Raw genomic sequence first — 24410 nt, forward strand, 5'->3', positions numbered from 1 at the left:
CTGTCAATCCGCGTCCAACCCATGCTCAATCGCGTAACGAGCCAGCTCGACTCGGTTGTGCAGCTGCAGTTTGCGCAAGGTGGACTGGACGTGGTTCTCCACGGTCCGGTGCGACAGGACCAATCGGTCCGCGATCTGGCGCGCGGTCATGCCCTTGGCCACCAACCGGAGTACCTCGGTCTCGCGGTCGGTCAGCTTCGGGGCGGCATCGGCTTCCGCAGGCGCGGCCGCCATCCGCCGGTACTCACCGAGCACCAATCCGGCCAGCCCTGCCGTGAACACGGCGTCGCCGTGCGCGGTCCGGTTCACCGCGTCCACGAGTTCCTCGGCCGACGCGGACTTCACGATGTAGCCCGACGCACCGGCCTTCACCGCCTCGAGCACGTCGCTGTGCGCGCCGCTGGCCGACAACACCAGCACCCGCGTGTTCGGCACGTCCCGCAGGATGTCGCGGGTCGCGTCGACCCCGGATACCTCACCCAGCTGCAGGTCCATCAGGACGACATCGGGCGTGACCGTCTTGGCGATCCGGACCGCGGCACCCGCGTCACCGGCTGTCGCCCGCACGTCGAACCCGCGTTCGCCCAGGTCACGGGCCACGCCGTCGCGCCACATCGGGTGGTCGTCGACGACCATCACCGAGATCGACTTGTCGGTCATCGCACACCTCCTACTCTGTGCCGCCCTTTGCCGACCGGCTCACGCGGGATCCGGATCTCCCATTCGGTGCCCTCACCGGGCGCGGTCTCCAGGGTGATCGTGCCACCCAGGTCGGCAACACGCCCACGAATGGACCGGGCCACGCCCATTCGACCATCGGATGCTGCCTGGTCAAGCCGGCCCGCCGGGATTCCGGCGCCGTCGTCGCGCACGCTGATCACCACCTCGTCACCGAGGTCTTCCAGCAGCACCCACGCGTTAGCGCCATCGCCTGCGTGTTTCACCACGTTCAGCAGCGCCTCGGACACCAGCGAGGTCAGCTCGGTGACGATCGAGGAAGGCAGCTGCACGGGCGTTCCCGGCACCGAGACCTGCACCGACCCGGTCGCCAGGACCTGCAGCCGTGGCCCGAGGTCGGCAGTCCCGTCCGCCGAAGATTCCGGTGGGGCAGCGGCGACAAGAGACCGCAGCGCCACCTCCTGCTCACCGGCGAGTACACCCAGCTCAGCAGCCTCACCACCGAGCTCGTTGCCACGCTTGCGGACTCGCGCGAGCACCTGCAGGACGCTGTCGTGAATGCTGCGTGCGAGCCGTTCACGCTCAGCGGTCGCGGCCTCAGCACGTGCCGCCTGGGCCATACGTTCCTGCGCACGCCGTGCCATGACCGAGGCCAACCCGACGACGAACCCGCTGCCCATGAGTAAGACAGCATCCCTGGTCACGTCCGTTGTCAGCGCGCCACGCGAGAAGCCCGTCGCGATGGCCACCACGATGCCCGCGAGCACACCGGCGGTCCGGCCGTTCAACACCGCTGCCGCGATCGGCGGTTCACTGGCCCACACCGTGGTGATCAGGGGCACGATCGCCTCGTTCTGCTCCGGCGACAAGATCCACACCGAGGTGTACATCAGCGCACACGTGACCGCGACATCCGTCCACACGACCGCCACGCGGCGGCCGAACTTCATCAGGTACGCGGTGACCGTGAACGCGGTCCACACCGCGATCAGGCCAAGCACCGCCCAGGCCAGCTCGGGCTCCGCGTAGTTGTTGTGGTGCACGAACACCGCGGCGACCGCGAAGCCGAACGTCACCAACCGCAGGATGGCGACGCTCGACCACATCGGCGTCGCCACGTCACTCTTTTGCACGAGCACCTGGCCTTGATCCGGAGTCGTCAAGAACATCGACGTCATCGGCGTCCGTGTAACGGTCTCGGTCACTCAGCAGCGACCGGACGCCAGCGTTGAGCACCGCCAGCAACGGGACCGCCAGCAATGCGCCGGGGATGCCCGCGGCGACGAGACCTGCGGTGATCGCGAGGACCACGGCCAACGGGTGCAGCCGGACCGCGCGGCCGAGCAGCCACGGCTGCAGGATGTGACTTTCCAGCTGCATCACGCCGATCACGATCGCCAGCACGATCAACGCGGCGATGACACCGTTCGCCACCAGCGCGACCAGCACAGCCACCGCGCCCGCGATGACGGCACCGATGATCGGGATGAACGCGCCGAGGAAGACCAACGCGGACAGTGGGACCACGAGCGGCACGCCGACGATCGCCAGGCCGATGCCGATCCCGACCGCGTCGACCACCGCGACGGCCGCGGTCGCCCTGACGTAGCTGACCAGCGAGGAGAAGCTGCGGCGACCGGCCACGTCCACCCGCTCGCGCACGTTCTGCGGCACGCCACGGACCATGAACGACCAGATTCCCTCGCCGTCGTAGAGGAAGAAGATCAGGATGAACAGGGTCAGGATGAACCCGGCGAGCACCTCGCCGATGCTGACGGCGGTGGTCAGCGCGCCGGAGGTGATCGCGGCCTGGTTGGTCTTGATCGTGTCGATGATGTTGTTGATGAAGTCCTTGATCTGCTCGTCGCGCAGGTGCAGCGGACCGTGCTCCAGCCAGTCCCTGATGGTGTCGAGCGACTGGCCGACCTGCTGCTGCAGCTGTGGCAGACCGGACGAGAACTCCGAGATCACGAAGGTCAGCAGGCCGCCGATCACGCCGAGCCCGGCGACAAGCACGATCGCGGCGGACAGTCCTTTCGGCACCCGCCAGTCGACCAGCTTGTCGACCGCGGGCACCATCAGCGCCGACAGCAGCAACGCGATACCCAGCGGGATGAGCACGGTCGCGAAATACCCGGCGACCAGCATGAGTCCGTAGAGGACAAGGGCAACGGCGGCCACTCGCCACGACACCGCCGCGGCGATCCGCAGTCCGCGTGGCACCACATTCGTCACTTCTAGCGGGGCAAGAGGGCGTTTCCTTGGCTCGCTTGTCACTCGCGTCACGTTATCGGTATCCGCAGCCGAATTAGGGCGTCCGCACGGCCGTCTGCACGAAAGAATCTCTGTGTGTCCCGTTACGAGCTCACCGAGCCAGAGCAGCACCTCGTCGAGGCGTTCCGTCTCGGCGACCGGATCGACCTCGGTGGCAAACAGATCCGCGGCCCGGTGCTCGCCGAGCTGCTGGACGGGAGCGAAACGCCGAGCGTGCTCCGGCTCTCCGGGGCGCACATCACCGGGTACTTCAGCCTGCAGGGAAAGCAGGTCCGGCAGGTGATCGACCTGCGGGACTGCACGTTCGAGCATCGGCCGGACCTGCGGATGGCGCGAATTGTCGGGTTACGCATGCACGCGTGCCGGATGCCCGGCGTGATCGGCCGCAACCTGCGAGTCGAGAGCGACCTGATCCTCGAACCACGCTTCACGTGCGACGGCGCACTGGACCTGACCGATGCCAGCATCGACGGGTCGCTGCGGATGTCCGGCGCGGTGTTGCACGGCCCGTTCCTCGGCGCGCGGCTCCGGATTTCCGGATCGCTGCAGGCCGTGGTGTTGCGTACGAACGGTGAAATGCGCCTGTCCGGCGCGAAGGTCGGCGGAAACCTGCAGCTCACCGGGGCACGTCTGACCAACACCGATGGCATCGCGCTCGACGGCAGCAGTATGACCGTCGAGGGAAACCTGCTGGCCAACGCCAAAGGCGGCCGGTTCCGGTCGTCGGGCCGGGTGCTGTTCCGTGGCGCGCGGATCAGCGCCGATGTGAAGTTCACCGGCGCCGAGCTGAGCGCGCCGAAGGGCCGCTCGCCGCTGGACGCTGACCGGATCGAGGTCCAGGGCAACGTCTACCTGGACAACGGACTGACAGCCGATGGTCCGGTCCGGCTCGCGGACGCCCGGATCGGCGGTTTCCTCAAGCTCTCCGGGGCCACGTTGGGCAACGCGGAGGACAGCAGCGACCCGTACCGAGCGCCCTACGCGTTGTTCGCCGACGGCATCGAACTCGGCGGCGATCTCAACGCGCGGTCCGGTGAGATCGCCGGTGCGCCGAACGTGAAACCACTGGTCGCCTACGGCCAGGTCCGGTTCCCGGGCGCCAAGATCGACGGCAGTGCCAGCCTGTCCGGGGCACAGCTGCACTGCGCGGGACGGGACGCGTTGTTCGCCGACCGGTTGAACGTCGGCGAGACCCTGTTCCTTGAAGGAATGCTGGCCACCGGCTGCATCCGATTGCAGGACAGCAAGATCGGCGCCTCGCTGAACGTCACCGGCTCGTCGTTCACCGAGCCGAGGCTGCGCGCCGACGCGAGCCGTAAACCCTCGCTGGACCTGCAGTTCGCGTCCATCGGCCACAACCTGTTGTGCAGCAGGAACGTTGTCGCGACCGGCGGCATCAGCGCGCGACTCGCGGACATCCGGCACACCGTGCACCTGTCGTACGCGGCCCTGGGTGACGGTCAGTCGGACAGTGTTGCGTTCGACGGTTATGGCATGACCGCGCACCACCTGTACATGCACTACGAACCCGACGAGCCGCCGCAGGGGGCGGTCCGGCTTGGCAATGCGCGGGTGCGCAAGCTGTCCGACGGTCCTGGCCTGTGGCGGTCCGTTGGCGGCCTGGATGTGGACGACTTCGTGTACGAGTCCATTGAGAGCAACGGCAATGCGACGGTCAAGGACAGGCTGAAGTGGTTGCGCCAGGTCCAGCCGGATTTCGCGCCGGGACCGTACGACCACCTGGTGACGGTGTACCGCGACGCGGGTGAAGAGGAGCTTGCCGAGCAGGTGCTGATGGAAAAGCAGCGCAGGCGGCACTCGGAACTCACGTGGCCGGGCCGGATCTGGGGTGTCCTGCAGGACAAGACAGTCGGCTTCGGTTACCGGCCATGGCTGGCTGTGGTCTGGCTCGCGGTGTTCTGGGTGGCTGGCACGGTCTGGTTCAGCTTCACCGAACTGTCCAAACTGGACAACGACCAGAATCCGGTGTGGAGCCCGGCACTGCTGTCGCTGGATCTGTTGCTGCCCATCATCGATCTTGGCCAGGACAAGATGTGGCGGATGGCCGGACCGTCCGAATGGGTCTCCGGGATCCTCATCGCCGCAGGTTGGGTACTTGCCACAACCGTTGCGGCCGGGGCGACCCGGCTACTGAAGCGAACTTGAGCAGGTTCACACGATCGGGCGGACTGGTCGTGTCGAGGGTGCGCCGCGCCCGGTTCGTTTGGCAGTCTTGCGGACGCAACGCCATGATCCATCCCGGCTTGCTCCCCATTCGCCAGACCGAAAGACAGGCATCGAACCGTGGACACGGCAAGGACTGAGAGGGCCGCCCGAGTGCGGCGCATCCTCTCGCGTGCCGCCGTCCTCGTCGGCGGTGCCGCCGCGGCCTGGTTGCTCTCCACGGCGACCGCGTCGGCTGAGACGTCCGGACAGGACGCGCTCAAGCCAGTCGTCGACGCCGTCACCGCATCGGCACCGGCCGATCCGGATGCCAAGCAGGTCAAGGACTTCGTCGACGCTGTCCTGCCTGAGCCGTCCGCACCGCCCGCCGAACTCGACGAACTGGACGAGGTCGGCCGTCAGGTGCAGGACGCGGTCGAGAAGGTCGCGGCGCACCTGAGCCTGCCCGCGACCGGCGACGGCCTTGGTTCCGGCTCGGCACCGGCAAAAGCCCGGCTGCTGACCTTGGGTGACGGCGACACGTCGTCCGTCAATTCCGTTGCCGCCAACCCCCAGCTCGCTCCGGCCGTCTCCGCCGTGCCTGAGCGAGAGGCGGCGCACGACTGGCGTCGTGCAGCCGTTGCCGAGTCGCCCCGGCATGCCCCGCCGGTCGGCGACACGGCACCGGACCTCCCCGCCCTCCCCCGCCTTCCGCTGCCGATGCCGTTGCCAGGACCGGTCGCGCCCTTCGGTGCGTGCAACTCCTGTGGCAACGGCGGTTCGAACGACGACTTCGGCGTCGCGGTGGCACACACGTGGCCGTTCTCGGGTTCCGAGTTCGCCACCTCACAGGCGCTGCGCCTGATCTCGCAGCACGTTGCCCCGGCTGCTGGTGAGCAGCCCGGCGTCACCCCTGACTGACTAACGCACGCGCGGCCCTCGATAGCGCCCGTGTGCGTTTCGTCTTTTTCCGGCCGCGCGTAGATAACCACCCCCATTGACCCGGGTGGCCGCATGCCCTGACGCCTTCTCGAAGTCGTCCGGCCACCCGTCCCCCAAACCCTTGCCACAGCACAAGGAAAAGGAGAGACACCCCGATGCAAACCTGGGCGCGGCGTGGTCTTCAGACCGCGCTGATCACCGGTGGTTTGCTGATGCTCGGTACAGGCATCGCTTCTGCCAATGAGAACGTCAACCCGGATCGACCGGCCTCGCCGCTCGACCCGCAGGTGAAGATCCCGGTACGGGTGCACGACAATGCGATCGGCACGCCGTTCGGCCAGAAGAACCTCCCGGATGTCAACCGCGACGTCGTGGTGAGCCCTGGCTCGTTGACCAAGGGTCTGCCGGCTGCCAAGGCGACGCCTGTCGTCGACAAGGCACAGTCCGTCGCAGGCAAACTGCCCGGCGCCGGCCGCGTCACCCACAAGTCCGCCGATGTCTTTCACGGCAACGTGGTCAGCCCGCACATCATTGCTCCGGTCGAGTTCGCCGGAAACGCGATCGCGGCGGGTGGTGACGCCCACGTGAACGCTACGTCCAGCGAGACCGACACCAACTACAGTCCAATTTGGACTGACGGCTCGGACAGCGCTCTCGCTGGCAACGTGGTCAACCTCGACTGGGCACTGCCCATCCGGGTCAGCGGCAACGCGGTTGCCGCCCTGGGCAAGGCGACCACGCACTTCGTGTCCGAGAACACCACCATCTCCGGTGGTGACATCGTCACCAGCGGTGCGAACAGCGTGCTCGGCGGCAACGTCGTGTCCGGCCAGTTCGCCACCCCGGTCGGCGTGACCGGAAACGCCGCCTCACTGGGCGGCATCGCCAAGGCCGTCACCGAAATGGACGACGAGGCACACGCTCCCGGCACCATCAAGACCAACGGTGACAACTCCGTTGTCGGTGGCACCGGCGCCGGTGCCCCGATCGCGCTGCCTGTCGGCGTGCACGGAAACGCTGCCGCGGCAGGCGGCAAGTCGTGGGTCGACGAGAAGAACACCCTCGTCGCCACGGCAGGTCAGTCGCTGGGCCAGCAGGCCGACTACATCAAGACCAGCGGCACAGAGTCGGTCGTCGGTGGCACGGTCATCGAGTCCGCCGTCTCCACGACCGCTGACGTCACCTGCAACGCGGCCAACCTGGCCGGCGGCACGGGCTGCGTCGGCGAAACCGACTCGATCACCAAGGCCGGCGGGTCGACCGCCACCAACGGTGACAAGTCGGTCATCGGTGGCACCGGGATCACCCCGGCGTTCGCCGGTCCGATCCAGGTCTTCGCCAACGCCGACACGCTCGGCGGACTGGCATCGGCCACCCACAAGAACACCGATGTCGCGAAGGCCGGTGGCAACACCGTCACCAGCGGCAAGGAAGCTGTCGCCGCAGGCACCATCGCCGACCCGGCCGTCTCGGCCCCGGTCGAGATGTTCGGTACCGCCAGCAACATGGTCGGCATCTCGAAGGCCAACTCGCTCAACGACATCATCTCCAAGGCCGGCGGGAACTCGTACTCCAACGCGGACAAGAGCGTCGCCTCCGGCACCACGGCTGGACCGGCCGTGGCGCTGCCAGCCGAGGTCTTCGGCCTCGCGGCTGCGTTGGGTGGCCAGGCCGAGGCACTGGCCGGCGAGCACAAGATCTCCACAGCCGGTGGCGAATCCGTTGTGCACGCTGACGAATCAGTGCTCGGCGCGACCACCGCGCGTCCGGCGGTCGCCGGGCCGGTGCAGGTCATCAGCAACAGCGCGACCCTGCTGGGCCGCGGCAACGCCGACGTCTGCAACGACGTCATCACCACCGCCGGTGGCTACACCGGAACGACGGGCAACGACAGCTTCGGTGGCGGCAACGCCGTGACCCCGGCCGTCGGCCTGCCCGGCGAGGTGTTCAGCAACAACGCCAACCTCGGTGGCCTGACCTCGAGCAAGCTCGACGAGAACAAGGTCACCACGGCTGGTGGCACGACCAACACCAACGACGACGCCGGTGTGCTGGCGTCCAACGCCGTTGTCGCCAGCGTGGCGGGCCCGGTGCAGGTGTTCGGCAACGCCGCGACCGGTGGCGGCATCTCCAAGGCCACCGCGATCAAGAAGACGATCGTCAAGTCCGGCGGCGAGGCCCACGCCAAGGGCACCGGCGGCGCCGGGTCCGGCAACGTCGCAGCTGTCCCGGTGGCCCTGCCGACGCAGGTCTACGGTGCGGCCGCGGGCGTGCTCGGCAAGGCGACCGCGTGGGCCGAGGGTGACACCTCGTCCACCTCCGGCGGCATGATCTTCACCGACGGCCAGGCTGGAACCGTCAACGGCAACGTGGCCTCGGTGCCACTCGCCGGTGCGGCCCAGGTGTTCGGCGACGCGGCCGGTGTGGCCTCGATCGTCAACGCCACCGGCGAGAACACCACGGACGCGACCTCCGGTGGCGACGTGACGACCAACGGCGACGACGGCTCGATCTCGGGCAACGTGGCCTCGGTCCAGCCAGTTCCCGTCGCTCAGGTCTTCGGCAACGCCGCTGCGTTGGCTGGCTTGGTGAACGGAACCGGCAACAACGACACCATGGTGACCAACGGCGGTGACATCACCACCAGCGGCGACCGTGGTTCGATCTCCGGCAACCTGGCCGATGTGCCAGTCGCCGCGCTCGCCGGTGTCTTCGGCAACGCAGCCGCTGCCGGTGGCAACGCCATCGGCGTCGGGCCGAACGAGACCACCGCCGTCACCGGTGGCGACGACGTCACCTCCGGTAAGGGCGGCAACCTGTCCGGCAACCTGGCCACCGTGCCGGCTGTCGCGATCGCACAGGTCTTCGGCAACGCGGCTTCGGTCGTGGGCAACGCCGTTGGCGTCGCACCGAACGACACCACCGCGCTCGTCGGCGGCGACGCCGAGACCAACGGTGAGTTCGGTTCCATGTCCGGCAACCTGTTCGCCGTGCCCGTCGCGGCCGTCGCGCAGGTGTTCGGCAACGCCGCTTCCGTTGGCGGGCACGCCATCGGCATCGCGGACAACAACACCACCGCGCTCGTGGGTGGCGAGTACGACACCGAGGGCCCGAAGCACACCTTGTCCGGTGTGCAGAAGGTCGTCCCACTCGGTGCCGTCGTGCAGGTCTTCGACATCCCGGTGCCGGTGCTGGCCCACGCCATCGCGCACGGCACCAACAACACCCTGGTCAAGGTCGATGACACCGCGCCGATCATCGACCTGCCCATCGGTGGCGGCGGCTTGGCCGCGCACAAGCTGCCGCGGCTGCCGAAGCGGGGCGTGTTCCCGCACAAGCAGTCTCGTGCGGACCTGCCCGTTGAAACCCCAGGGATGTCCGATGTGGACGTCGCCGGGCTGCCGGGCGGTGTGGCCGCTCCTGGCATCAACGTGGTCCCGAACCTCGGTGGCAGCACCCTCAACGGTGTCAAAATGCCGACGACTCAGGACCTGACCAGCGGAAAGGTGCTGTCGAACGACGTCACCCAGACGCTGCCGATGATGAAGGCCACCGAGCTGCTGCCGGTCCAGCCGTCGCTGCCGATCGGCCAGTCCCGCAGTGACCTGCCGGTCCAGACCCCCGGTCTGTCCGGTGTGGACGTTGCCGGGCTGCCGGGTGGTGTGGCCGCTCCTGGCATCAACGTGGTCCCGAACCTCGGTGGCAGCACCCTCAACGGTGTCAAAATGCCGACGACTCAGGACCTGACCAGCGGAAAGGTGCTGTCGAACGACGTCACCCAGACGCTGCCGATGATGAAGGCGACCGAGCTGCTGCCGGTCCAGCCGTCCACGTCTTCGCTGCCTTCGCTGCCGAAGCTGTGACGTCAGTGGCCGGGGCTCATCCGGGCCCCGGCCACCCCCGGATTCCTTTTTCCTCACCCGTTTTTCTACAAGGAGAATTTCGTGCGTAAGACCATCCGTCGCGGCGTCCTCGTCACCGCGACCGCGGCCTGTGCCCTCGGTTTCGGTTTCTTCCAGGCGTCCGCCGCGCCGGTGCCCACCGTTCCTGGCCTGCCGCTGTCCGGCCTGAGCACGCTGTCCAACGTTGGCCAGGGCTTCGGCGAGGGACTCGCCGTGTCGCCGACCACGCCGACGCTGCCCGGGCTGCCCGGCGAGACCCGCAGCGACCTGCCGACCGACCTCACCGGCTTCGGTGAGCTGGCCGACATGCTGGCAGTACAGGACCTGACCCAGGGCCTGACCGACCTCGACGGCGTGTCGGAGTTCGCCGACCTGCCCGAGACCGATGGCATGGTGCCGACCGACCTGCCCGCCGCCGATGACCTGGGCTTGCCTGCCGCGCCGCCGGTCGGTCTCGACCCCTCGAAGCTGCCGATGATGCCGTCGCTGCCGAGCGAGACCAACGAAATCCTGGACGCCCCGGTCGTCGACGTGCCCGACACCGACCGGCTGCCGCTGCAGGCCCAGCTCGACCACAACGGCGTCGCGCAGAAGCTGATCCCGAACACCAAGGGTGTCGACGTGCACGGCGTGCCCCAGCCGGAGCTGCCCAACCTGTCCTCGACCCCGGACGCCGTGAAGCTGCCCGCCACCGCCCCGCAGACCCCGGGCATGCAGAGCGTCGGCCTGCCGCAGCAGTTGCCGGTCGTGTCCAGCGTTGACACGCCGGAGGTGCCGAGCATCCACGACGTGACCGGTGACGTGGAGCTGCCCACGGAGCTCCCCACGCTGCCGACGGTCTGATCTGACCAGTCGGTTCCCCTGAGCGGGCTCGAGAGCAACGAAGCTCTCGGGCCCGTTCTGCTATATCAGGGATGCTTCGGCGCGGAACAGGACTTCGTGCACGCGAGCCGAGCCATCGCTTGTGTACCAAGCGGTTCTCGCGCCTGTGACGGTCCGGACGCGTTCGACGATCGGCCGCGCGTCACCATTCGGGTGTTCAGCCACGATGGCGACGAGTTCAGGTTCGTATCTGGCCACGGTGTGATCCGCGCGCATGGTTTCGCGTAACAGCACCGCGATCTGTTCGTCCCCGGGAACGAGTACGAGACTTACCAAGGTGCCGTGGGTTCTGACGCGAGTGAGGGCGAGGCCGAGGCGGTCGATCAGCAGTTCCCGGCCAGGCAGTCCGGTCCGGGGATCAAGCAAGCCTTTGCCGCGCAACACTCCGTGGGTGAGTTCCGGCGCGAGCATCCCCCGAGTCTCCATTGTCTAACTAGGACACTCAAGGACCGCCGCGGCGAGTCGTTCAGTCGAACTGGACGGACCGCTTGGCCAATCCGTACCAGTAACCATCGATCACCGTGTCGGCGTGCTCATTGGTGTCGATACTCGCCCCAAGGGTGACGAACAGTGGCGCGAAGTGCTCGGTCCGCGGATGCGCGAGCTGGGCAGCGGGTGCCTTGTGGTTGAAGTCGAGCAGTGCGTCGAAGTCCCGTTCGGTCAGAACTTCCTTGCCCCACTCATCGAACTCGCTTGACCACTGCGGCGGCGTGGCGTCATTGCCCCCGGACAAGTTCAAGCCCCGGAGGTTGTGGGTGAAGAAGCCACTGCCGATGATCAGCACCCCTTCATCCCTTAGTGGCGCAAGCTTCCGGCCCAGTTCCAGCAGCCCAGTCGGGTCCAGTGTGGGCATGGAGATCTGCAGAACCGGGATGTTCGCGTTCGGGTACATCTCGACCAAGGGCACGTACGCGCCATGGTCCAACCCGCGTCCCGGATCGTCACGCACAGGGTCTTTGACGAGCTTCCTTACCTTCGCGGCAAGCTCCGGAGCGCCCGGTGCCGCGTACTTGACCTGGTAATACCGCTCGGGAAAACCCCAGAAGTCGTACACGAGCGGCTGAGTCGTGGTCGCGCCGATGGTCAGCGGAGCCTCTTCCCAATGCGCCGAGACGACGAGGATCGCTGTCGGTTCTGGCAGGTCACCCGACCAGTCCGCCAGCTGACGGGTCCACAGCGTGTCGTCGGCGAGCGGCGGTGCGCCGTGACTGAGGTACAGCACAGGCATGGTGCTCATCGGCCATCTCCTGGTTGTTTAAATTTCAACAACCAGGCTACATGAGGGCACCCGCGTTTGTCGCTGGTTGCAAGGATGGAATGCCGTCAAGGCCACCTTCACGGCACTCAACGCACCTAACTCGCCCCTCGCGCGCCCTTGACACCGTGGATAGATTGAACCAACAGGTTAAATAACCGATCGGTTTAGTAGGTGTCGTGGTCGATCAGCTGAGCAGTACGTTCGCGGCGTTGGCCGATCCGACGCGCCGCGCGATCCTCGCCCGGCTGGCGAAGGGCGAGGCCGCGGTGACCGAGCTGGCCGAGCCGTTCGCGATGAGCCTGCCCGCGGTCTCCAAACACCTGAAGGTCCTGGAGAAAGCGGGGTTGATCGTGCGTGGCAAGTCCGCGCAGTGGCGGCCGTGTCGCCTGGATGCCGGCCCGATGAAAGCCGTGGCCGACTGGGTCGGGGACTACCGGCAGTTCTGGGAAAGCAGCTTCGACCGGATGGACACCCTGCTCAAGGACCTCCAGAAAGGACAGTCCGATGACTGACCTGACGATCACGAGAGTCTTCGACGCCCCAAGGGAATTGGTGTTCGACGCCTGGACGACGCCGGAACACCTGGCGGGCTGGTACGGCCCGGTCGGGCTGACCACACCGCTGTCATCCATCTCGCTGGACGTCCGTCCGGGCGGCACATGGCGCGCCACGATGATCAGCGACGCCGACGGCACCGAGTACCCGCAAGGCGGCACGTACCAGGAAGTCGTTGCGCCAGAACGACTTGTGTTCACCTGGGGCGCGCCAGACGATCCGGCGCGGCAGGCGCTCGTCACCGTCACGCTGGCCGAAGCCGACGGTAAAACCACGATGACCTTCCTCATTTCCAGCCTGCCCCAGGACATGCGCGAGAGCGTCCACGAAGGCTGGACCAGTGCACTCGAAAGCCTGGCGACCTACCTGGAGCCGACATGAGCACACCGCCGATCGTCAGCCGGGACGAATGGCTGACCGCTCGCAAAGCCTTACTCACCAAGGAAAAAGCCTTCAGCAAAGCCAGGGACGCGCTCAGTGCGGAACGCAGGCGCCTGCCGATGGTCGAAGTCGCCAAGGACTACGTCTTCGAAGGCGCCAATGGCAAAGTCAGCCTGCTCGACTTGTTCGAAGGCAGGCGCCAGCTGCTCGTGTACCACTTCATGTGGCGCTTCGACGAGGGCCAAGGCTGCCCGAGTTGCTCGTGGGTGATCGACAACGTTGGCCATCTGGCGCACCTGCACGCTCGGGACACGTCATTCGCCGTCGTGACGCGTGGACCGTTCAGCGAGACCGACGCGTTCCGCACCCGGATGGGCTGGACTGTGCCCTGGTTTTCCTCGCACGGCAGCGACTTCAACTACGACTTCGACGTGTCACTCGACCCAGCGGTGAAGCAGCCGGTCTACAACTACGAGCCGATCTCCGAACCCGGCGAAGGCCCCGGCCTGAGTGCCTTCATCCAGGACTCAGACCGCGTCTTCCACACGTACTCGACCTACGCCCGCGGCCTGGATGTGCTGGTCAGTACATACAACTACCTCGATTTCAGCGCGTTCGGGCGCCAGGAAGTGCACGAGGACTCGCCCGAAGGCTGGCCGCAGTCGCCGAGCATGGCGTGGCTGCGTCACCACGACAAATACTGAGTTGTGAGGCGCTGCGGCCAACGTCATTCTGGCGGGCATGGACTCGCTGGCCGTCAACAAAGCACATTGGGACGAACGGGCACCCGCGCACGCTGCGTCGCCGGACTACGGCTTCGACCGTTTCATCAACGACCCGTCGCACCTGAGCTCGGTCGTGAAATTCGACCAACCACGCCTCGGCTCGGTCACCGGCCTGCGCGGAGTCCACCTGCAATGCCACATCGGCACGGACACGTTGTCGTTGGCCAGACTCGGCGCGGAGATGACGGGCCTGGACTTCTCCCCGGCAGCCCTGACTGAAGCCCGACGCCTCGTCGCCGCAGCAGGCGCCGAGATTCCTTTCCACGAAGCCAATGTGTACGACGCGGTAGAAGTGCTCGGCGCGGAATCCTTTGACCTCGTGTACACGGGAGTCGGCGCATTGTGCTGGCTGCCTTCGGTTTCCCGTTGGGCGCAAGTGGTGACATCACTGCTTCGCCCAGGCGGTCGCCTGTTCATCCGCGAAGGCCATCCGATGCTGTGGGGACTGGAAGAAAACGCCACACCGCCGTACCCCCGATACCCTTACTTCGAGCACGCCGAACCATTGGAGTTCTCCGGCGAAGAGACATACGTCGCCACCGACGCGAAGCTTTCGCAGAAGTCGCACAGCTGGAACCACGGCATCGGCGAAATCATCACAGCCCTGCTGGACACCGGCATGCGCCTGACCCAGTTCGTCGAACACGACAGCGTCCCGTGGTGCGCCATCCCTGGCCAGATGACGCAGGACCCAGCGACCGAGGAATGGCGTCTCACCGAGGATCCGCAGCGCGTCGCCTGCTCGTACACCCTGCAAGCGATCAAGGAATAGGCAGTCGTGCGTGCCGGAAACGGGTGGCCGTGACCGCGGCCGCCTGAACTCCCAACCCGGCGATCGCGATCCACAGCGCCGCTCGCAGGCTGAGCGCGTCCGCGAGCATCCCACCGAGCGGCGCGCCAATCACGATCATGCCCCGGTTGACCGATCGCATGGTGGCATTCATCCGGCCCTGCAAGTGATCCGGCGTGATGGTCTGCCGATAGGTCATCTCGATCGGGCTGTCGAGCCCAATCGACAGCCCGAACACGAACTGCGCGACGCACAGCAGAATGACGCCAGTTGTTTCGTTGGTGGCGAACGGAATCGCCAGGTATCCGACAGGTGTCAGCCAGCGTCCGACGATGATCGCCCGCCCAGTACCCAGCCGCATCTCGGCCCTTGTGGACAGTGAGGCACCGAGCAGTCCGCCGATCCCGCCGACAGCGAACGTGATACCGAGGACGAACTCGCTGAACCCCAACGTCCGCAGAACAAGGAAGGGAAAGAGCGTGGCCACCATGCTGTTGAACAGGAACCACACGTGTGACGTGATCGCCAGCGGAGCCAGCGTCTCGTGCCGGTAGACCCACAGCAAGCCTTCCCGCACTTCAGGTTTCCGCTGCGTGACCTGTTCCCGCGCCTCGATCGAGGCCAGCAACAAGCCCGACACCAGGTACGAGATCGCGTCGAGCAGGAAGGCAAGCGGCGCGCCGATCACCTTCACCAACCACCCGGCTGCTGCCTGACCTGCGGTCTGAGCGACCGCGTTGGTTTGCTCCAACCTCGCATTCGCCCACGTCAACCGATCCGCTGGGACAAGGCTCGGCAGAAACGACTGGTGGGCTGCGTCGTAGACCAGGGACAGCGCCCCGAACACGAACACAATCCCGATCAACACCGGAATGGTCAACAGTCCGACCACGTGAAGCAACGGCACCAACGCCAGCAACACCGCACGTGCCAAATCCGTGCCGACCAGCAGCGGCCGTCGCCGATACCGATCAACCAACACACCCGCGACCAACCCGAACAGCAGATACGGCAACCACCGCGCCGCCGACACCAACCCCACCTCAGTCTGGGAAGCCTGCAACGTCAGGACAGCCAACGCAGGCAACGCCACTGTCGTCACATAACTGCCAACCAGCGAAACCGTGTCAGCAGCCCAGAACCGCCCAAACCCCATACGTCACGCTATCGACCCTGTTTTCGGCTCGTGCGCCATTGAGCGATCTGCCCGTAGTATTCGTTCGACTGAGGCAAGTAGACAAGAACGGTCCCCACCGCGAAGAACGCCGTACCAATCAGGACATATGCCACGGCTTGCCCGACGCGCGGTTCGCCCATGTTCGCGAGAGCACCCGGCAACCACAGGATGGTCAGGAAACCCAGTATGATCACTGCCGCCGCGCGTGCCCAGTTGAACCGGATCGCCAGCAAGGCGATCAACAGACCCAACGAAGGCAAGGACGTTTCCGGACTCCCCGGGCCAGCGAGGTTGGTCGCGGTCGTACCGAACATCAAAGCCGCCAATGGCAGCGCTACCAGGGCTGCGACCAGCAAACCAGGACGCCGCGGACGCTCAGTCATACGCTGAGCGTGCCGCGCTCGGCTGGGACCGGTCCCCGTCAGCGGATCACGGCACTGGACCGGCCCTGCGTGCGACCGCTGAGTTCGGCATCGAGGGTTTCCTGCGCGTACCGCATCTGCTCCTGGTACTCAGGCTCGTCCAGCCGACGCATTCCCTCCTCTGGCGTCACGGTCTCGACGAGAGCAGTGATCCACCAAATATTCCCGAACGGGTCGCGCACCCGGCCGCCGCGCTGACCGAAAGCGTTGTTGGTCAACGCAGTCACCTCGCGAGCGCCTGCCTCGATCGCAGCGGCGAACGCGACGTCGGCGTCCGGCACGAACACTCGCAGCAACGACGGCATGTCCGGCCAGTCTTCATGCTGGTCGAAAGCGAGCAGCACTGTGTCACCGACGCGGATCTCGGCATGCCCGATGCTGCCGTCTTCGACCGGAACCCGGCCAAGCTCGACGCCGTCGAAAGCGGCCGTGACGAAGTCGAGCAGCGCTCCGGTGTCCTTGGTGACGATCCAAGGGGCGACGGTGGTGTAGCTGGTGGTCATCAGGCGTCCTCTCCTCGTTGGTGATCCCAAAGGTAGAAGGCGTATAGGACAGATCATGTCCTAGTCGGAGCGTAAAGTTGATCGCGTGACCGACACCACTGCACGCCTGTTGTCGTTGTTGTCATTGCTGCAAACCCCGCGGCTGTGGCCGGGCAGCGAGCTGGCCAACCGCCTAGGTGTGAGCGGCCGGACGGTTCGCCGTGACATCGACCGGTTACGCGAGATCGGATATCCCGTCGAGGCAACCGAAGGCGGGCAAGGCGGTTACCGGCTGACGGCAGGATCAGCGATGCCCCCGTTGCTACTCGACGATGAGGAAGCGGTGGCGATCGCGGTAGGCCTGGCCACAGTCGCTGGTCAGGCAATAAGCGGCGTGGACGAAGCGGCAGCGCGCGCCGCCGCGAAGCTCGCCCAAGTGCTGCCGCCGAGGCTGCGCCGCCGGGTATCAACGCTGACAGCCAGCACCCTGTCGTTCACGCTGTCCGCGAGCACGGCCGTGTCCCCGGATTCCTTGGTAACCATCACTTCCGCGTGCGCGAACCACGAACGCCTGCGGTTCCGTTACCGCAGCCACGACAACGTGGACAGCGCCCGGCATGTGGAGCCGCTCCGACTGGTTGCCAGCGGCCGCCGGTGGTACCTGGTTGCATTCGACCTTGACCGCGACGATTGGCGAACCTTCCGCGTCGACCGAATGATCGATCCGCGCGCAACCGGCGCCCGCGCACAACGCCGGTCACCCCCAGACGCGGCCGTAGAGGAATTCCTGCGCGCCCGAACAATGAGCATGGCGCCGACATTTCGCGCCGACGTCACGCTCCACGCACCGCTCCGACTCATCGCCGCGCGCCTCGGAGACAACCTTGGCGACGGCACGTTGACCGGTGACGACGACTCATGCCGCTGGCAGTCGCACACCGACACCGTGGAATGGCTCGCTATGCGACTGCTCTCTCTGGACGTGCGCTTCCAAGTCCACGGTCCCCCGCAGCTACAGGCCCACCTCGACAAGCTCGCCGCTCGGATCACTCATGCGTGATTACCGAGGACCGAAGGCGTGACGGCTGCGGTGAAGCAGGCGTGCCCTGACGGGTATTCCGCTGATGGCGCGGTGATCCGCAGTGGAGCCCATGCTGGATCGCCGTCGGTGTCGGCGAGTGGGATCGCAGTCACCGGATGCCAGAAGCTTCAATGCGTTTTCTCCTGATAGCACGCGATAAGTGTGTCGGCGGCGGCCAGATCCACCATCGCGAACACCCCGTAGGCTGATCGGTGCCAGTTCCCACGAAGGTTTCGGTATCCAACCGCGCTGAAGCACGGGCAACAAGCCTTGCCGCGTAACCACTTACTCCGAACGCTGCACCTTGTTTGGCGCAATCGACGAGGTGGCGGCGAGCACCTCGTCGGCGAGTTCGGCTGGGGTGAGCCGGTCCGAGCGCAGAATGAGCGTCCCTTCCGGCTGGCGGCCAGCGGCGGCCGGGTCTGCCCGGCTCAGCGCCCATTCGAGACCCGCGTCCCCAGCTGGGTTGACGGGAATCGGCGCACGAGCGGCGAGCCGGTCCTTCAGCACGTCGGCGTCCGCATCCAGGAAGACATGCAGAACTTCCTCGCCTGCCTAAGCCAGGCCTCCCAGAATCTCGATCCGGTTGGCGTCACGGACAAGTGACATCGGAACGATCAACGTGCCCGCGTGGTGCCTGCGCAGCGCCAGCGCTGTCGCGACGACCAGCTCACGCCAGCTCGGCAGGTCCTGGAAATCGTCGTTGGGCGGCATCCACTTCCACAACATGATGCCGACGTCCTCCGGGTCGTACACGATCGCCTCAGGCAGCCGCCGGTGCAGCTCCCCCGCCAACGTCGTCTTCCCCGCCCCGAACCCGCCGTTCAGCCAGATGATCACCCGTCCCAACGTATCCAGGCGATCCACGACACCGCCACTGCTACCGCAGCCTGCTCAGGGCATCGGCCGAGGGACTGCCAGGCTCCGGCTAGCGGACACGGCATGAGCCAAGTCCTAAGCCTGGGCGAGGTCCGCGAACTTCGAGTAGTGCAGTTGGTGGGCCACGGTGATGGTCGCGGTCGGACCGGCACGGTGCTTGGCGATGATCAAGTCAGCCTCACCCGCGCGAGGGTCGTCGCGTTCCCACGCGTCCGGGCGGTGGATCAGGACGACCATGTCGGCGTCCTGCTCCAGGCTGTTGTGAACGTGGATTCCGTTGGCGACAAAGCTGTGTGTACCAGGCACGGTGCCGTCGTAGACGGATTGTTCGCCGAGGCTCTCGATTTCGGCGATCTCGTCCCAGAAGACATCGTTGGTCGCGAGCATCTCCAGCTTGGCATCGTCCAGCACCGCGGCAACTCGCGCCAGTCGTGACCTGCTCGGTGAGTGCTTCCACATCGTCGACCCGCAAAAGCGTGAGCCCATGGCCGCGGAGAATTCCCGGTGTGTCATGTGTTTCGCGGACAGCAGGGAACGAACCTGCGTCCACACAGCTGAGGGCACCGTGTCCAGATTTGTGTTACCGATGACGTCTTTGAGCTGCTCGGCTACGTTCTTGGCAGCCAACCCCCGCAGGCCGTTGGCCCCGACCTCGTCGACGAACCGCAATTGGTTCTCGGCGCCGTATACGTACAGATGCCAACAGTCCCGGCGGCCCGTCTTCCGCACGCGCTTGATCCGGCTCAGTACTCCGACGCGCAGCAACAACTGGGACACGTCGTCGACGAGCCGCCGACTGGTCGAGGCGTAGTAGATCCGCGCCTGTCCTGCTCGATCATCCCACCGAATGGACCCGTCGGTGGCCCACAGATGATGCAGGAAAAGCGCGACCTGCGAGTTCGGTGCGCTGAAAATCTGCTGCGGCACGAACTTCTCGTGGCTCCTGAGCCCGAACAGGCCGAACTCGTCGAGCCACGCAGCGATCGGGTTTCGCTTGCCATGTGTCAGTCGGTATGGCGCAGGCAACCGGAGCGACGTGCAGCCCGCTGCCGCATGCTCGTCACGCACTGCGGTGATGCCGAAATGCGTTGCCGCGTTCGTCACAGCGACGAGGTTTCCCTCGTCAATGCTGGTGTATCGGATTGGCTGCCTGCGGACAAAGGATCCGTCGCCGATCAAGTGCGCCAGCAGCACAACCTCGGCTTCAGGCAAGGCCTTGGCTTCGACTGGTTCGGGAACCTGACGCGGGGACGCCAACCGATCGCCGGGCTTCAGCTCGCCGAGGGGCACCCATCCGTCAATCGTCATGAACGGATGGTTCGCAGTCGCCTCCAGCTCTCGCCCTGAGGTCATCCGTAGCCGGAAGACCTCCTTGACGCCACTGGGGAAGACCTTGGTCATCGGCATCGCCACGGTCCGCATTCGCTCGTCGAGCGACCACACCAGTGGCTTCTCACCAGACGCTAGCAGGTCTCCGAGGGTGGTCTCCCCTCCGGTGTCCGCGCGCAGGATTCGCGTACCGCTGGTCAGACATCCGGATTCACGGAGGTCGGCGAGCATCGGGCGCTTGTCTGTTCGCTGTTCCGGACCACGGTTCAGCTGGCTCATCGCGACCACCGGAACCTCGAGCTCCTTGGCCAGCAGCTTGAGCGACCGGGAGAACTCGGAGACTTCCTGCTGCCTGCTCTCCACCCGCTTGCCGGAGGTCATCAGCTGCATGTAGTCGAGCACGATCAGCTTGAGATCGTTGCGCTGCTTCAGCCTTCGTGCCTTCGCCCGGATTTCCATCATCGTCATGTTCGGCGAGTCGTCGACAAACAAAGGCGCTTCGGAGATTTCACTCATCCGCCGTGCCAACCGCGTCCAGTCGTCGTCGGTCATCCGGCCACCACGCATGTCGGCGAGGCGGATCTTCGCCTCGGCGGACAACATGCGCATGACGATCTCGGTCTTACTCATTTCCAGCGAGAAGATGACGCTGGACATCCCATGCTTGATCGAACACGACCGCGCCCAGTCCAATCCCAGCGTCGAGTTGTGCGTCGGGATCATCGATCGGCTGGCGAGATACAGGTGATCCGCGTTGTCGACCTCGACACACCGCACCGGCACGCTGGGCACCTGGCGCACATCCACGATGTACCTGGCGTGCCGGACCGGGCAAACCAGTTCCTTGTGCAGAAGGTGCTTGGTCTCCATGCGGAAAACGCGGTCTTCGGTTTCGAATACAAGCTCTCCGGCATCGTGCTGGCACGTGTAGCCGAGGCCGACGATCAGCTCGTGCACCAGGTCAGCGATTGGACCGGACGCGACGGACAGCCGCAGCCGGCCATCAGGTGCGACTGTTCCGGCGACGTCCATAAGACCGGCGAGGAGTGCCGATCGCTGCGACCTCGCTGCTCGCACGAAGGCAGCGGCTTCGTCCAATCCCGCTGTCTGCCAGAGTGCCGGGCCTTTCGGCGGCACGTCGAAGCCTTCGGCCTCAATGTGGCAGATGACTTCGGGCGCGAGCAGGCCGAATTCCGCTGAGCAGTTGTTGCCGAGCCAAACACCGACGACATAAGCGGGACCTTTGGACACGTACTCGGCGCTGTCGAGCGCTTGGGCATTCACGACGAAGTGGCCAGCGTGGTCATCGGCGAGTTCGCTTGTGGTCCGGATCCGGCCAGTCGCCCTGGTGTTCTGCGTCAGCCACTGGTGTTCGGCGTCGGCGGTGATCACGGTGCCGTCGGAGAATTCGACCTCGTAGCACGGGCGGTTGTGCATCACGTCGGTCGCGGCGACCACGGTCGTCGGTTTGCCTGCGGCGTCGATCAGCTGGTCGCTGACCTTGACCTCGCCCATGGTTGTCCACCCGGTGGGGGTCGGCAGTGGGGTGTCGAGGGCCAGTGCCTTTCCAACGCCGGGACGGGCGGCGACGATGATCATTTGGCCGGGGTGCAGGCCGTTGGTGAGGTCGTCGAAGTCGGCGAAGCCGGTGGGGACGCCGAGGGACGATCCGCCGCGGGAGGCGATGGCGTCGATCTCGTCCATCGTTGGCTGCAGCAGTTCTTCGAGGGCGACGTAGTCCTCGGTGGTGCGGCGTTCGGTCACTTCATAGATCGCGGACTGGGCGCGGTCGACGATCTCGTTCACGTCGCTGCCGTCTTGGCCCGCGTAGCCGAGCTGCACGATCCGGGTGCCTGCTTCGACCAGCCGGCGCAGGACTGCTTTCTCCGCCACGATTTCCGCGTAGTAGCCGGCGTTCGCGGCCGTCGGGACGGTGGCGATCAGGGTGTGCAGGTATGGGGCGCCGCCGATTCGGCGGAGTTCGCCTCTGCGCTCCATCTCCGCGGCCACTGTGATGGGGTCGGCGGGTTCGCCTCGGCTGTAGAGGTCGAGGATGCAGTCGTAGACGCTTTGGTGCGCGGGTCGGTAGAAGTCTCCTGGCCGCAGGACTTCGACCACGTCGGCGATCGCGTCCTTGGACAGCATCATTCCGCCGAGCACCGACTGCTCGGCGGCTTGGTCCTGCGGCGGCTGCCTGTCGAAGGACGGATTGCCGCCGCCGTTCTCCGCCGGTGCCGTTCCCCGGTCATCCGTGAGCGCCACCGAGCAGCCCCTCCTCGCACATATGTTCGTTTTACCCCGCGAAGGCCGGTCATGGAAGGACCAACTGAGGGGGTGTCGCGATGCACGCTAGAGGCCACTACCGACCAGCGCCAAACCGTCTTGGGGAGCGCTCTGTGGACAACCTGTGGATGGTTGCACCCAGCTGACCACAGGCCCGAATGGCCCTGTGGGCAAGTTGGGGACAACTACCGGTATAAGAATCAAACCCGCTGGTCAGAGCCTGTGTACGAGGTGTGGAAAAACTCGTCTGAAAAGGCTCGGCGTGTCGCGGGAAAACCGGGCGTCGGCGTGTCGCGAAGCGTGATTCACCCCATCGTGGGGCGGTGCCTGTGGATAGACAAACCACCCTCCCGGCAGTGCGCGGGAGGGTGGTTCGACAGCAGAACTTGGCGTCAGCTGGTCGCGGTGACTTCGAGCTTCACCGAGACGTTCACGTCCGGGTGCAGCCGGACGCTCGCGGTGTGCTTGCCGACGTTCTTGATGTGCCCGGCGAGCTCGACGGTCCGCTTGTCGAGCTGCGGGCCACCGGCGGCCTTGATCGCCGACACGATGTCGGCGGTGGTGACCGAACCGAACAGCTTGCCGGAACCGGCCGCGGCCTTCGCCTTGAGCGGGATCGCGCCGAGACCCTCGAGGGTCGCCTTGATCTCCTTGGCGTGGTCGAGGTCGCGCACCCGGCGAGCGTCCTGCGCCCGGCGGATGGTGCGGACGTTCTTCTCCGCACCCTTGGTCGACTGGATCGCCAGCCCACGCGGCAGCAGGTAGTTACGGCCGTAGCCGTCCTTGACCTCGACGATGTCGCCGGGGCCGCCGAGACCGCTCACATCGGTGGTGAGGATCAGCTTCATCTCTAATCCTCCGATCAGCGCGCGGTCGAGGTGTACGGGAGCAGCGCCATCTCGCGGGCGTTCTTGACCGCAATGGCGATGTCACGCTGGTGCTGGCTGCAGTTGCCGGTCACCCGACGGGCGCGGATCTTGCCGCGGTCGGAGATGAACTTGCGCAGCAGCGCGGTGTCCTTGTAGTCGATCAACGTGTCCACGGCGTCCTTCTTGCAGAACGCGCAGACCTTCTTCTTCGGCTTGCGAATGGGTGGCTTTGCCACGGGAGTTACTCCTGAGAGATCTGGGGGTTAGAAAGGCGGTTCGTCGGAGAAGCCGCCGCCACCGCCGCCGCCACCGCCGCCGCCAGCCGGGGGCGCGGAGCCCCACGGGTCGTCGGCGGGAACGGACTGACGGTTGCCTCCGCCACCGCCACCGCTGTTGCCTCCGCCGCCACCACCGAATCCACCGCCGCCGCCTTCACCACGGCTGACACGGTTGACCTTCGCGGTGGCGTACCGCAGCGAGGGACCGATCTCGTCGACTTCGAGCTCGATGACGGTGCGCTTCTCACCCTCGCGGGTGTCGTAGGACCGCTGCTTGAGCCTGCCGGTCACGACGACCCGTGCACCACGGGTCAGTGACTCGGCCACGTTCTCGGCTGCCTGGCGCCAGATGCTGCAGCGCATGAACAGCGCCTCGCCGTCTTTCCACTCGTTGCTCTGACGGTCGAAAGTGCGCGGCGTCGAGGCCACCGTGAAGCTGGCAACGGCAGCACCGGACGAGGTGAACCGCAGTTCCGGGTCGGCGGTCAGGTTGCCGACCACCGTGATGATCGTGTCGCCTGCCATATCGGCTCCCTAGCTGGGGGTGGTTGAGATCAGGCCCGTGCGGCCGGACGCTTGTCGACGCGCCGCAGCACCTTGGTGCGCAGGATCGACTCGGACAGGGACAGCTGACGGTCCATTTCCTTGACAGCGTCTGGCTCGGCGTTCACGTCGAGCACCGCGTAGATGCCCTCGGCGTGCTTGTTGATCTCGAACGAGAGCCGGCGCTTGCCCCAGACCTCGACCTTCTCAACCGAACCGCCGGAGTTGCGGATCACGTTGAGGAAGTTCTCCAGCGACGGCTGCACGTTGCGCTCGTCGGTGCTGGGATCGAGGATGATCATTACCTCGTAATGACGCATGAAGACCACTCACCTCCTGTGGACTCGCGGCCATGGTCTCTCCATGGCAGGAGGGTCTACGGCCAAAAAGAGTACAGTGCCGGATTGCCCTCGCTTCGCTCGGGCGGGCTTGGGCGCCAAAGCCGGTCATTTCCACC

General features: G+C 66.0%; 25 protein-coding genes. 9 read left to right on the forward strand and 16 right to left on the reverse strand.

Going from position 1 to position 24410, the window contains the following annotated elements; translation table 11 throughout:
- Window positions 1–3: 3 nt before the first annotated feature.
- The 3 genes from LWC34_RS20145 to LWC34_RS20155 are packed head-to-tail and all read right to left on the reverse strand — an operon-like array spanning window position 4 to window position 2955.
- The gene (locus tag LWC34_RS20145; RefSeq protein WP_233726720.1) at window positions 4–660 is read right to left on the reverse strand and encodes a response regulator; all 657 of its coding nucleotides are present in this window, start codon (window positions 658–660) and stop codon (window positions 4–6) included.
- Window positions 657–1817 (reverse strand): MacS family sensor histidine kinase, encoded by a 1161-nt coding sequence (gene macS / locus LWC34_RS20150; RefSeq protein ID WP_308200111.1) that lies wholly within the window; start codon window positions 1815–1817, stop codon window positions 657–659. The genes LWC34_RS20145 and macS overlap by 4 nt, the downstream gene beginning before the upstream one ends.
- On the reverse strand, window positions 1798–2955 hold the full coding sequence (locus LWC34_RS20155) for an AI-2E family transporter (RefSeq protein WP_233726721.1): 1158 nt from the start codon (window positions 2953–2955) through the stop codon (window positions 1798–1800). The genes macS and LWC34_RS20155 overlap by 20 nt, the downstream gene beginning before the upstream one ends.
- Before the next feature lie 72 nt (window positions 2956–3027).
- On the opposite strand from LWC34_RS20155, the gene LWC34_RS20160 reads away from it, so the two are divergent.
- The 4 genes from LWC34_RS20160 to LWC34_RS20175 all read left to right on the forward strand — a co-directional run bounded on the left by LWC34_RS20160 (window position 3028) and on the right by LWC34_RS20175 (window position 10802).
- Entirely contained in the window at window positions 3028–5118 is a 2091-nt protein-coding gene (locus LWC34_RS20160; protein ID WP_233726722.1) for a translocation/assembly module TamB domain-containing protein, read from the forward strand.
- Between the two features lie 171 nt (window positions 5119–5289).
- The gene (locus tag LWC34_RS20165; protein WP_233726723.1) at window positions 5290–6036 is read left to right on the forward strand and encodes a hypothetical protein; all 747 of its coding nucleotides are present in this window, start codon (window positions 5290–5292) and stop codon (window positions 6034–6036) included.
- 176 nt (window positions 6037–6212) lie between these two features.
- Window positions 6213–9920 carry a beta strand repeat-containing protein gene (locus tag LWC34_RS20170; RefSeq protein WP_233726724.1) on the forward strand — a complete coding sequence of 1236 codons (3708 nt, stop codon included), beginning with the start codon at window positions 6213–6215 and terminating at the stop codon, window positions 9918–9920.
- An 81-nt stretch (window positions 9921–10001) separates the two neighbouring features.
- Entirely contained in the window at window positions 10002–10802 is an 801-nt protein-coding gene (locus LWC34_RS20175) for a hypothetical protein (protein WP_233726725.1), read from the forward strand.
- Window positions 10803–10862: 60 nt separating this feature from the next.
- Here the strand turns inward: LWC34_RS20175 and LWC34_RS20180 are convergent, their stop codons facing one another.
- Both LWC34_RS20180 and LWC34_RS20185 read right to left on the reverse strand, forming a co-directional pair.
- Window positions 10863–11267, reverse strand: a complete 405-nt coding sequence (locus LWC34_RS20180) for a nucleotidyl cyclase domain-containing protein (protein ID WP_233726726.1) — start codon at window positions 11265–11267, stop codon at window positions 10863–10865.
- A 40-nt stretch (window positions 11268–11307) separates the two neighbouring features.
- A complete protein-coding gene (locus LWC34_RS20185) occupies window positions 11308–12078 on the reverse strand; it encodes a dioxygenase family protein (RefSeq protein WP_233726727.1) in 771 nt (256 codons plus the stop codon).
- Window positions 12079–12275: 197 nt separating this feature from the next.
- Here LWC34_RS20185 and LWC34_RS20190 point away from each other — a divergent pair, with 197 nt between their 5' ends.
- Genes LWC34_RS20190 through LWC34_RS20205 form a run of 4 tightly spaced genes read left to right on the forward strand, consistent with a single transcriptional unit; the run spans window position 12276 to window position 14592 of the window.
- Entirely contained in the window at window positions 12276–12611 is a 336-nt protein-coding gene (locus tag LWC34_RS20190) for an ArsR/SmtB family transcription factor (protein WP_233726728.1), read from the forward strand.
- Entirely contained in the window at window positions 12604–13035 is a 432-nt protein-coding gene (locus LWC34_RS20195; RefSeq protein WP_233726729.1) for an SRPBCC family protein, read from the forward strand. Before LWC34_RS20190 ends, LWC34_RS20195 begins: the two co-directional genes overlap by 8 nt.
- A complete protein-coding gene (locus tag LWC34_RS20200) occupies window positions 13032–13739 on the forward strand; it encodes a DUF899 domain-containing protein (protein ID WP_233726730.1) in 708 nt (235 codons plus the stop codon). The genes LWC34_RS20195 and LWC34_RS20200 overlap by 4 nt, the downstream gene beginning before the upstream one ends.
- Window positions 13740–13776: 37 nt before the next feature.
- Window positions 13777–14592, forward strand: a complete 816-nt coding sequence (locus tag LWC34_RS20205; protein ID WP_233726731.1) for a class I SAM-dependent methyltransferase — start codon at window positions 13777–13779, stop codon at window positions 14590–14592.
- Here the strand turns inward: LWC34_RS20205 and LWC34_RS20210 are convergent.
- Genes LWC34_RS20210 through LWC34_RS20220 form a run of 3 tightly spaced genes read right to left on the reverse strand, consistent with a single transcriptional unit; the run spans window position 14582 to window position 16712 of the window.
- Entirely contained in the window at window positions 14582–15766 is a 1185-nt protein-coding gene (locus LWC34_RS20210) for an MFS transporter (protein WP_233726732.1), read from the reverse strand. The genes LWC34_RS20205 and LWC34_RS20210 overlap by 11 nt on opposite strands.
- An 8-nt stretch (window positions 15767–15774) precedes the next feature.
- On the reverse strand, window positions 15775–16170 hold the full coding sequence (locus LWC34_RS20215; protein WP_233726733.1) for a hypothetical protein: 396 nt from the start codon (window positions 16168–16170) through the stop codon (window positions 15775–15777).
- Window positions 16171–16208: 38 nt separating this feature from the next.
- Window positions 16209–16712: a VOC family protein gene (locus LWC34_RS20220; RefSeq protein ID WP_233726734.1), complete on the reverse strand. Its 504-nt coding sequence runs from the start codon at window positions 16710–16712 to the stop codon at window positions 16209–16211.
- Window positions 16713–16797: 85 nt separating this feature from the next.
- Here LWC34_RS20220 and LWC34_RS20225 point away from each other — a divergent pair, with 85 nt between their 5' ends.
- Complete coding sequence (locus LWC34_RS20225) at window positions 16798–17751, forward strand: helix-turn-helix transcriptional regulator (RefSeq protein WP_233726735.1); 954 nt, start codon at window positions 16798–16800, stop codon at window positions 17749–17751.
- On the opposite strand, the gene LWC34_RS20230 is transcribed toward LWC34_RS20225, so the two are convergent.
- The 8 genes from LWC34_RS20230 to rpsF all read right to left on the reverse strand — a co-directional run bounded on the left by LWC34_RS20230 (window position 17742) and on the right by rpsF (window position 24273).
- Entirely contained in the window at window positions 17742–17885 is a 144-nt protein-coding gene (locus tag LWC34_RS20230; protein WP_233726736.1) for a hypothetical protein, read from the reverse strand. The genes LWC34_RS20225 and LWC34_RS20230 overlap by 10 nt on opposite strands.
- 172 nt (window positions 17886–18057) lie before the next feature.
- Window positions 18058–18282: a hypothetical protein gene (locus tag LWC34_RS20235; protein ID WP_233726737.1), complete on the reverse strand. Its 225-nt coding sequence runs from the start codon at window positions 18280–18282 to the stop codon at window positions 18058–18060.
- A 45-nt stretch (window positions 18283–18327) separates the two neighbouring features.
- The gene (locus tag LWC34_RS57025; protein ID WP_284051632.1) at window positions 18328–18612 is read right to left on the reverse strand and encodes a DEAD/DEAH box helicase family protein; all 285 of its coding nucleotides are present in this window, start codon (window positions 18610–18612) and stop codon (window positions 18328–18330) included.
- A gap of 114 nt (window positions 18613–18726) precedes the next feature.
- Complete coding sequence (locus LWC34_RS20245; RefSeq protein WP_308200113.1) at window positions 18727–22242, reverse strand: replicative DNA helicase; 3516 nt, start codon at window positions 22240–22242, stop codon at window positions 18727–18729.
- A 413-nt stretch (window positions 22243–22655) separates the two neighbouring features.
- The gene (gene rplI, locus LWC34_RS20250) at window positions 22656–23111 is read right to left on the reverse strand and encodes a 50S ribosomal protein L9 (protein ID WP_233726738.1); all 456 of its coding nucleotides are present in this window, start codon (window positions 23109–23111) and stop codon (window positions 22656–22658) included.
- Between the two features lie 14 nt (window positions 23112–23125).
- Window positions 23126–23368 carry a 30S ribosomal protein S18 gene (gene rpsR, locus LWC34_RS20255; protein WP_033380198.1) on the reverse strand — a complete coding sequence of 81 codons (243 nt, stop codon included), beginning with the start codon at window positions 23366–23368 and terminating at the stop codon, window positions 23126–23128.
- A 27-nt stretch (window positions 23369–23395) separates the two neighbouring features.
- The gene (locus LWC34_RS20260) at window positions 23396–23935 is read right to left on the reverse strand and encodes a single-stranded DNA-binding protein (RefSeq protein WP_233726739.1); all 540 of its coding nucleotides are present in this window, start codon (window positions 23933–23935) and stop codon (window positions 23396–23398) included.
- 29 nt (window positions 23936–23964) lie between these two features.
- The gene (gene rpsF / locus LWC34_RS20265) at window positions 23965–24273 is read right to left on the reverse strand and encodes a 30S ribosomal protein S6 (protein WP_233726740.1); all 309 of its coding nucleotides are present in this window, start codon (window positions 24271–24273) and stop codon (window positions 23965–23967) included.
- Between the last annotated feature and the right edge of the window lie 137 nt (window positions 24274–24410).

Source organism: Kibdelosporangium philippinense, assembly GCF_021390435.2.
Classification (GTDB): domain Bacteria; phylum Actinomycetota; class Actinomycetes; order Mycobacteriales; family Pseudonocardiaceae; genus Kibdelosporangium; species Kibdelosporangium philippinense.

Bases quoted from the DNA above. Each gene is read 5' to 3' on its own strand.
- LWC34_RS20215 (WP_233726733.1), bottom strand. From the start codon at position 16,170: ATGACTGAGCGTCCGCGGCGTCCTGGTTTGCTGGTCGCAGCCCTGGTA.
- LWC34_RS20195 (WP_233726729.1), top strand. From the start codon at position 12,604: ATGACTGACCTGACGATCACGAGAGTCTTCGACGCCCCAAGGGAATTG.
- LWC34_RS20145 (WP_233726720.1), bottom strand. From the start codon at position 660: ATGACCGACAAGTCGATCTCGGTGATGGTCGTCGACGACCACCCGATG.
- LWC34_RS20200 (WP_233726730.1), top strand. From the start codon at position 13,032: ATGAGCACACCGCCGATCGTCAGCCGGGACGAATGGCTGACCGCTCGC.
- LWC34_RS20210 (WP_233726732.1), bottom strand. From the start codon at position 15,766: ATGGGGTTTGGGCGGTTCTGGGCTGCTGACACGGTTTCGCTGGTTGGC.
- LWC34_RS20185 (WP_233726727.1), bottom strand. From the start codon at position 12,078: ATGAGCACCATGCCTGTGCTGTACCTCAGTCACGGCGCACCGCCGCTC.
- rplI (WP_233726738.1), bottom strand. From the start codon at position 23,111: ATGAAGCTGATCCTCACCACCGATGTGAGCGGTCTCGGCGGCCCCGGC.
- LWC34_RS20180 (WP_233726726.1), bottom strand. From the start codon at position 11,267: ATGGAGACTCGGGGGATGCTCGCGCCGGAACTCACCCACGGAGTGTTG.
- rpsF (WP_233726740.1), bottom strand. From the start codon at position 24,273: ATGCGTCATTACGAGGTAATGATCATCCTCGATCCCAGCACCGACGAG.
- LWC34_RS20260 (WP_233726739.1), bottom strand. From the start codon at position 23,935: ATGGCAGGCGACACGATCATCACGGTGGTCGGCAACCTGACCGCCGAC.
- LWC34_RS20220 (WP_233726734.1), bottom strand. From the start codon at position 16,712: ATGACCACCAGCTACACCACCGTCGCCCCTTGGATCGTCACCAAGGAC.
- LWC34_RS20170 (WP_233726724.1), top strand. From the start codon at position 6,213: ATGCAAACCTGGGCGCGGCGTGGTCTTCAGACCGCGCTGATCACCGGT.
- LWC34_RS20205 (WP_233726731.1), top strand. From the start codon at position 13,777: ATGGACTCGCTGGCCGTCAACAAAGCACATTGGGACGAACGGGCACCC.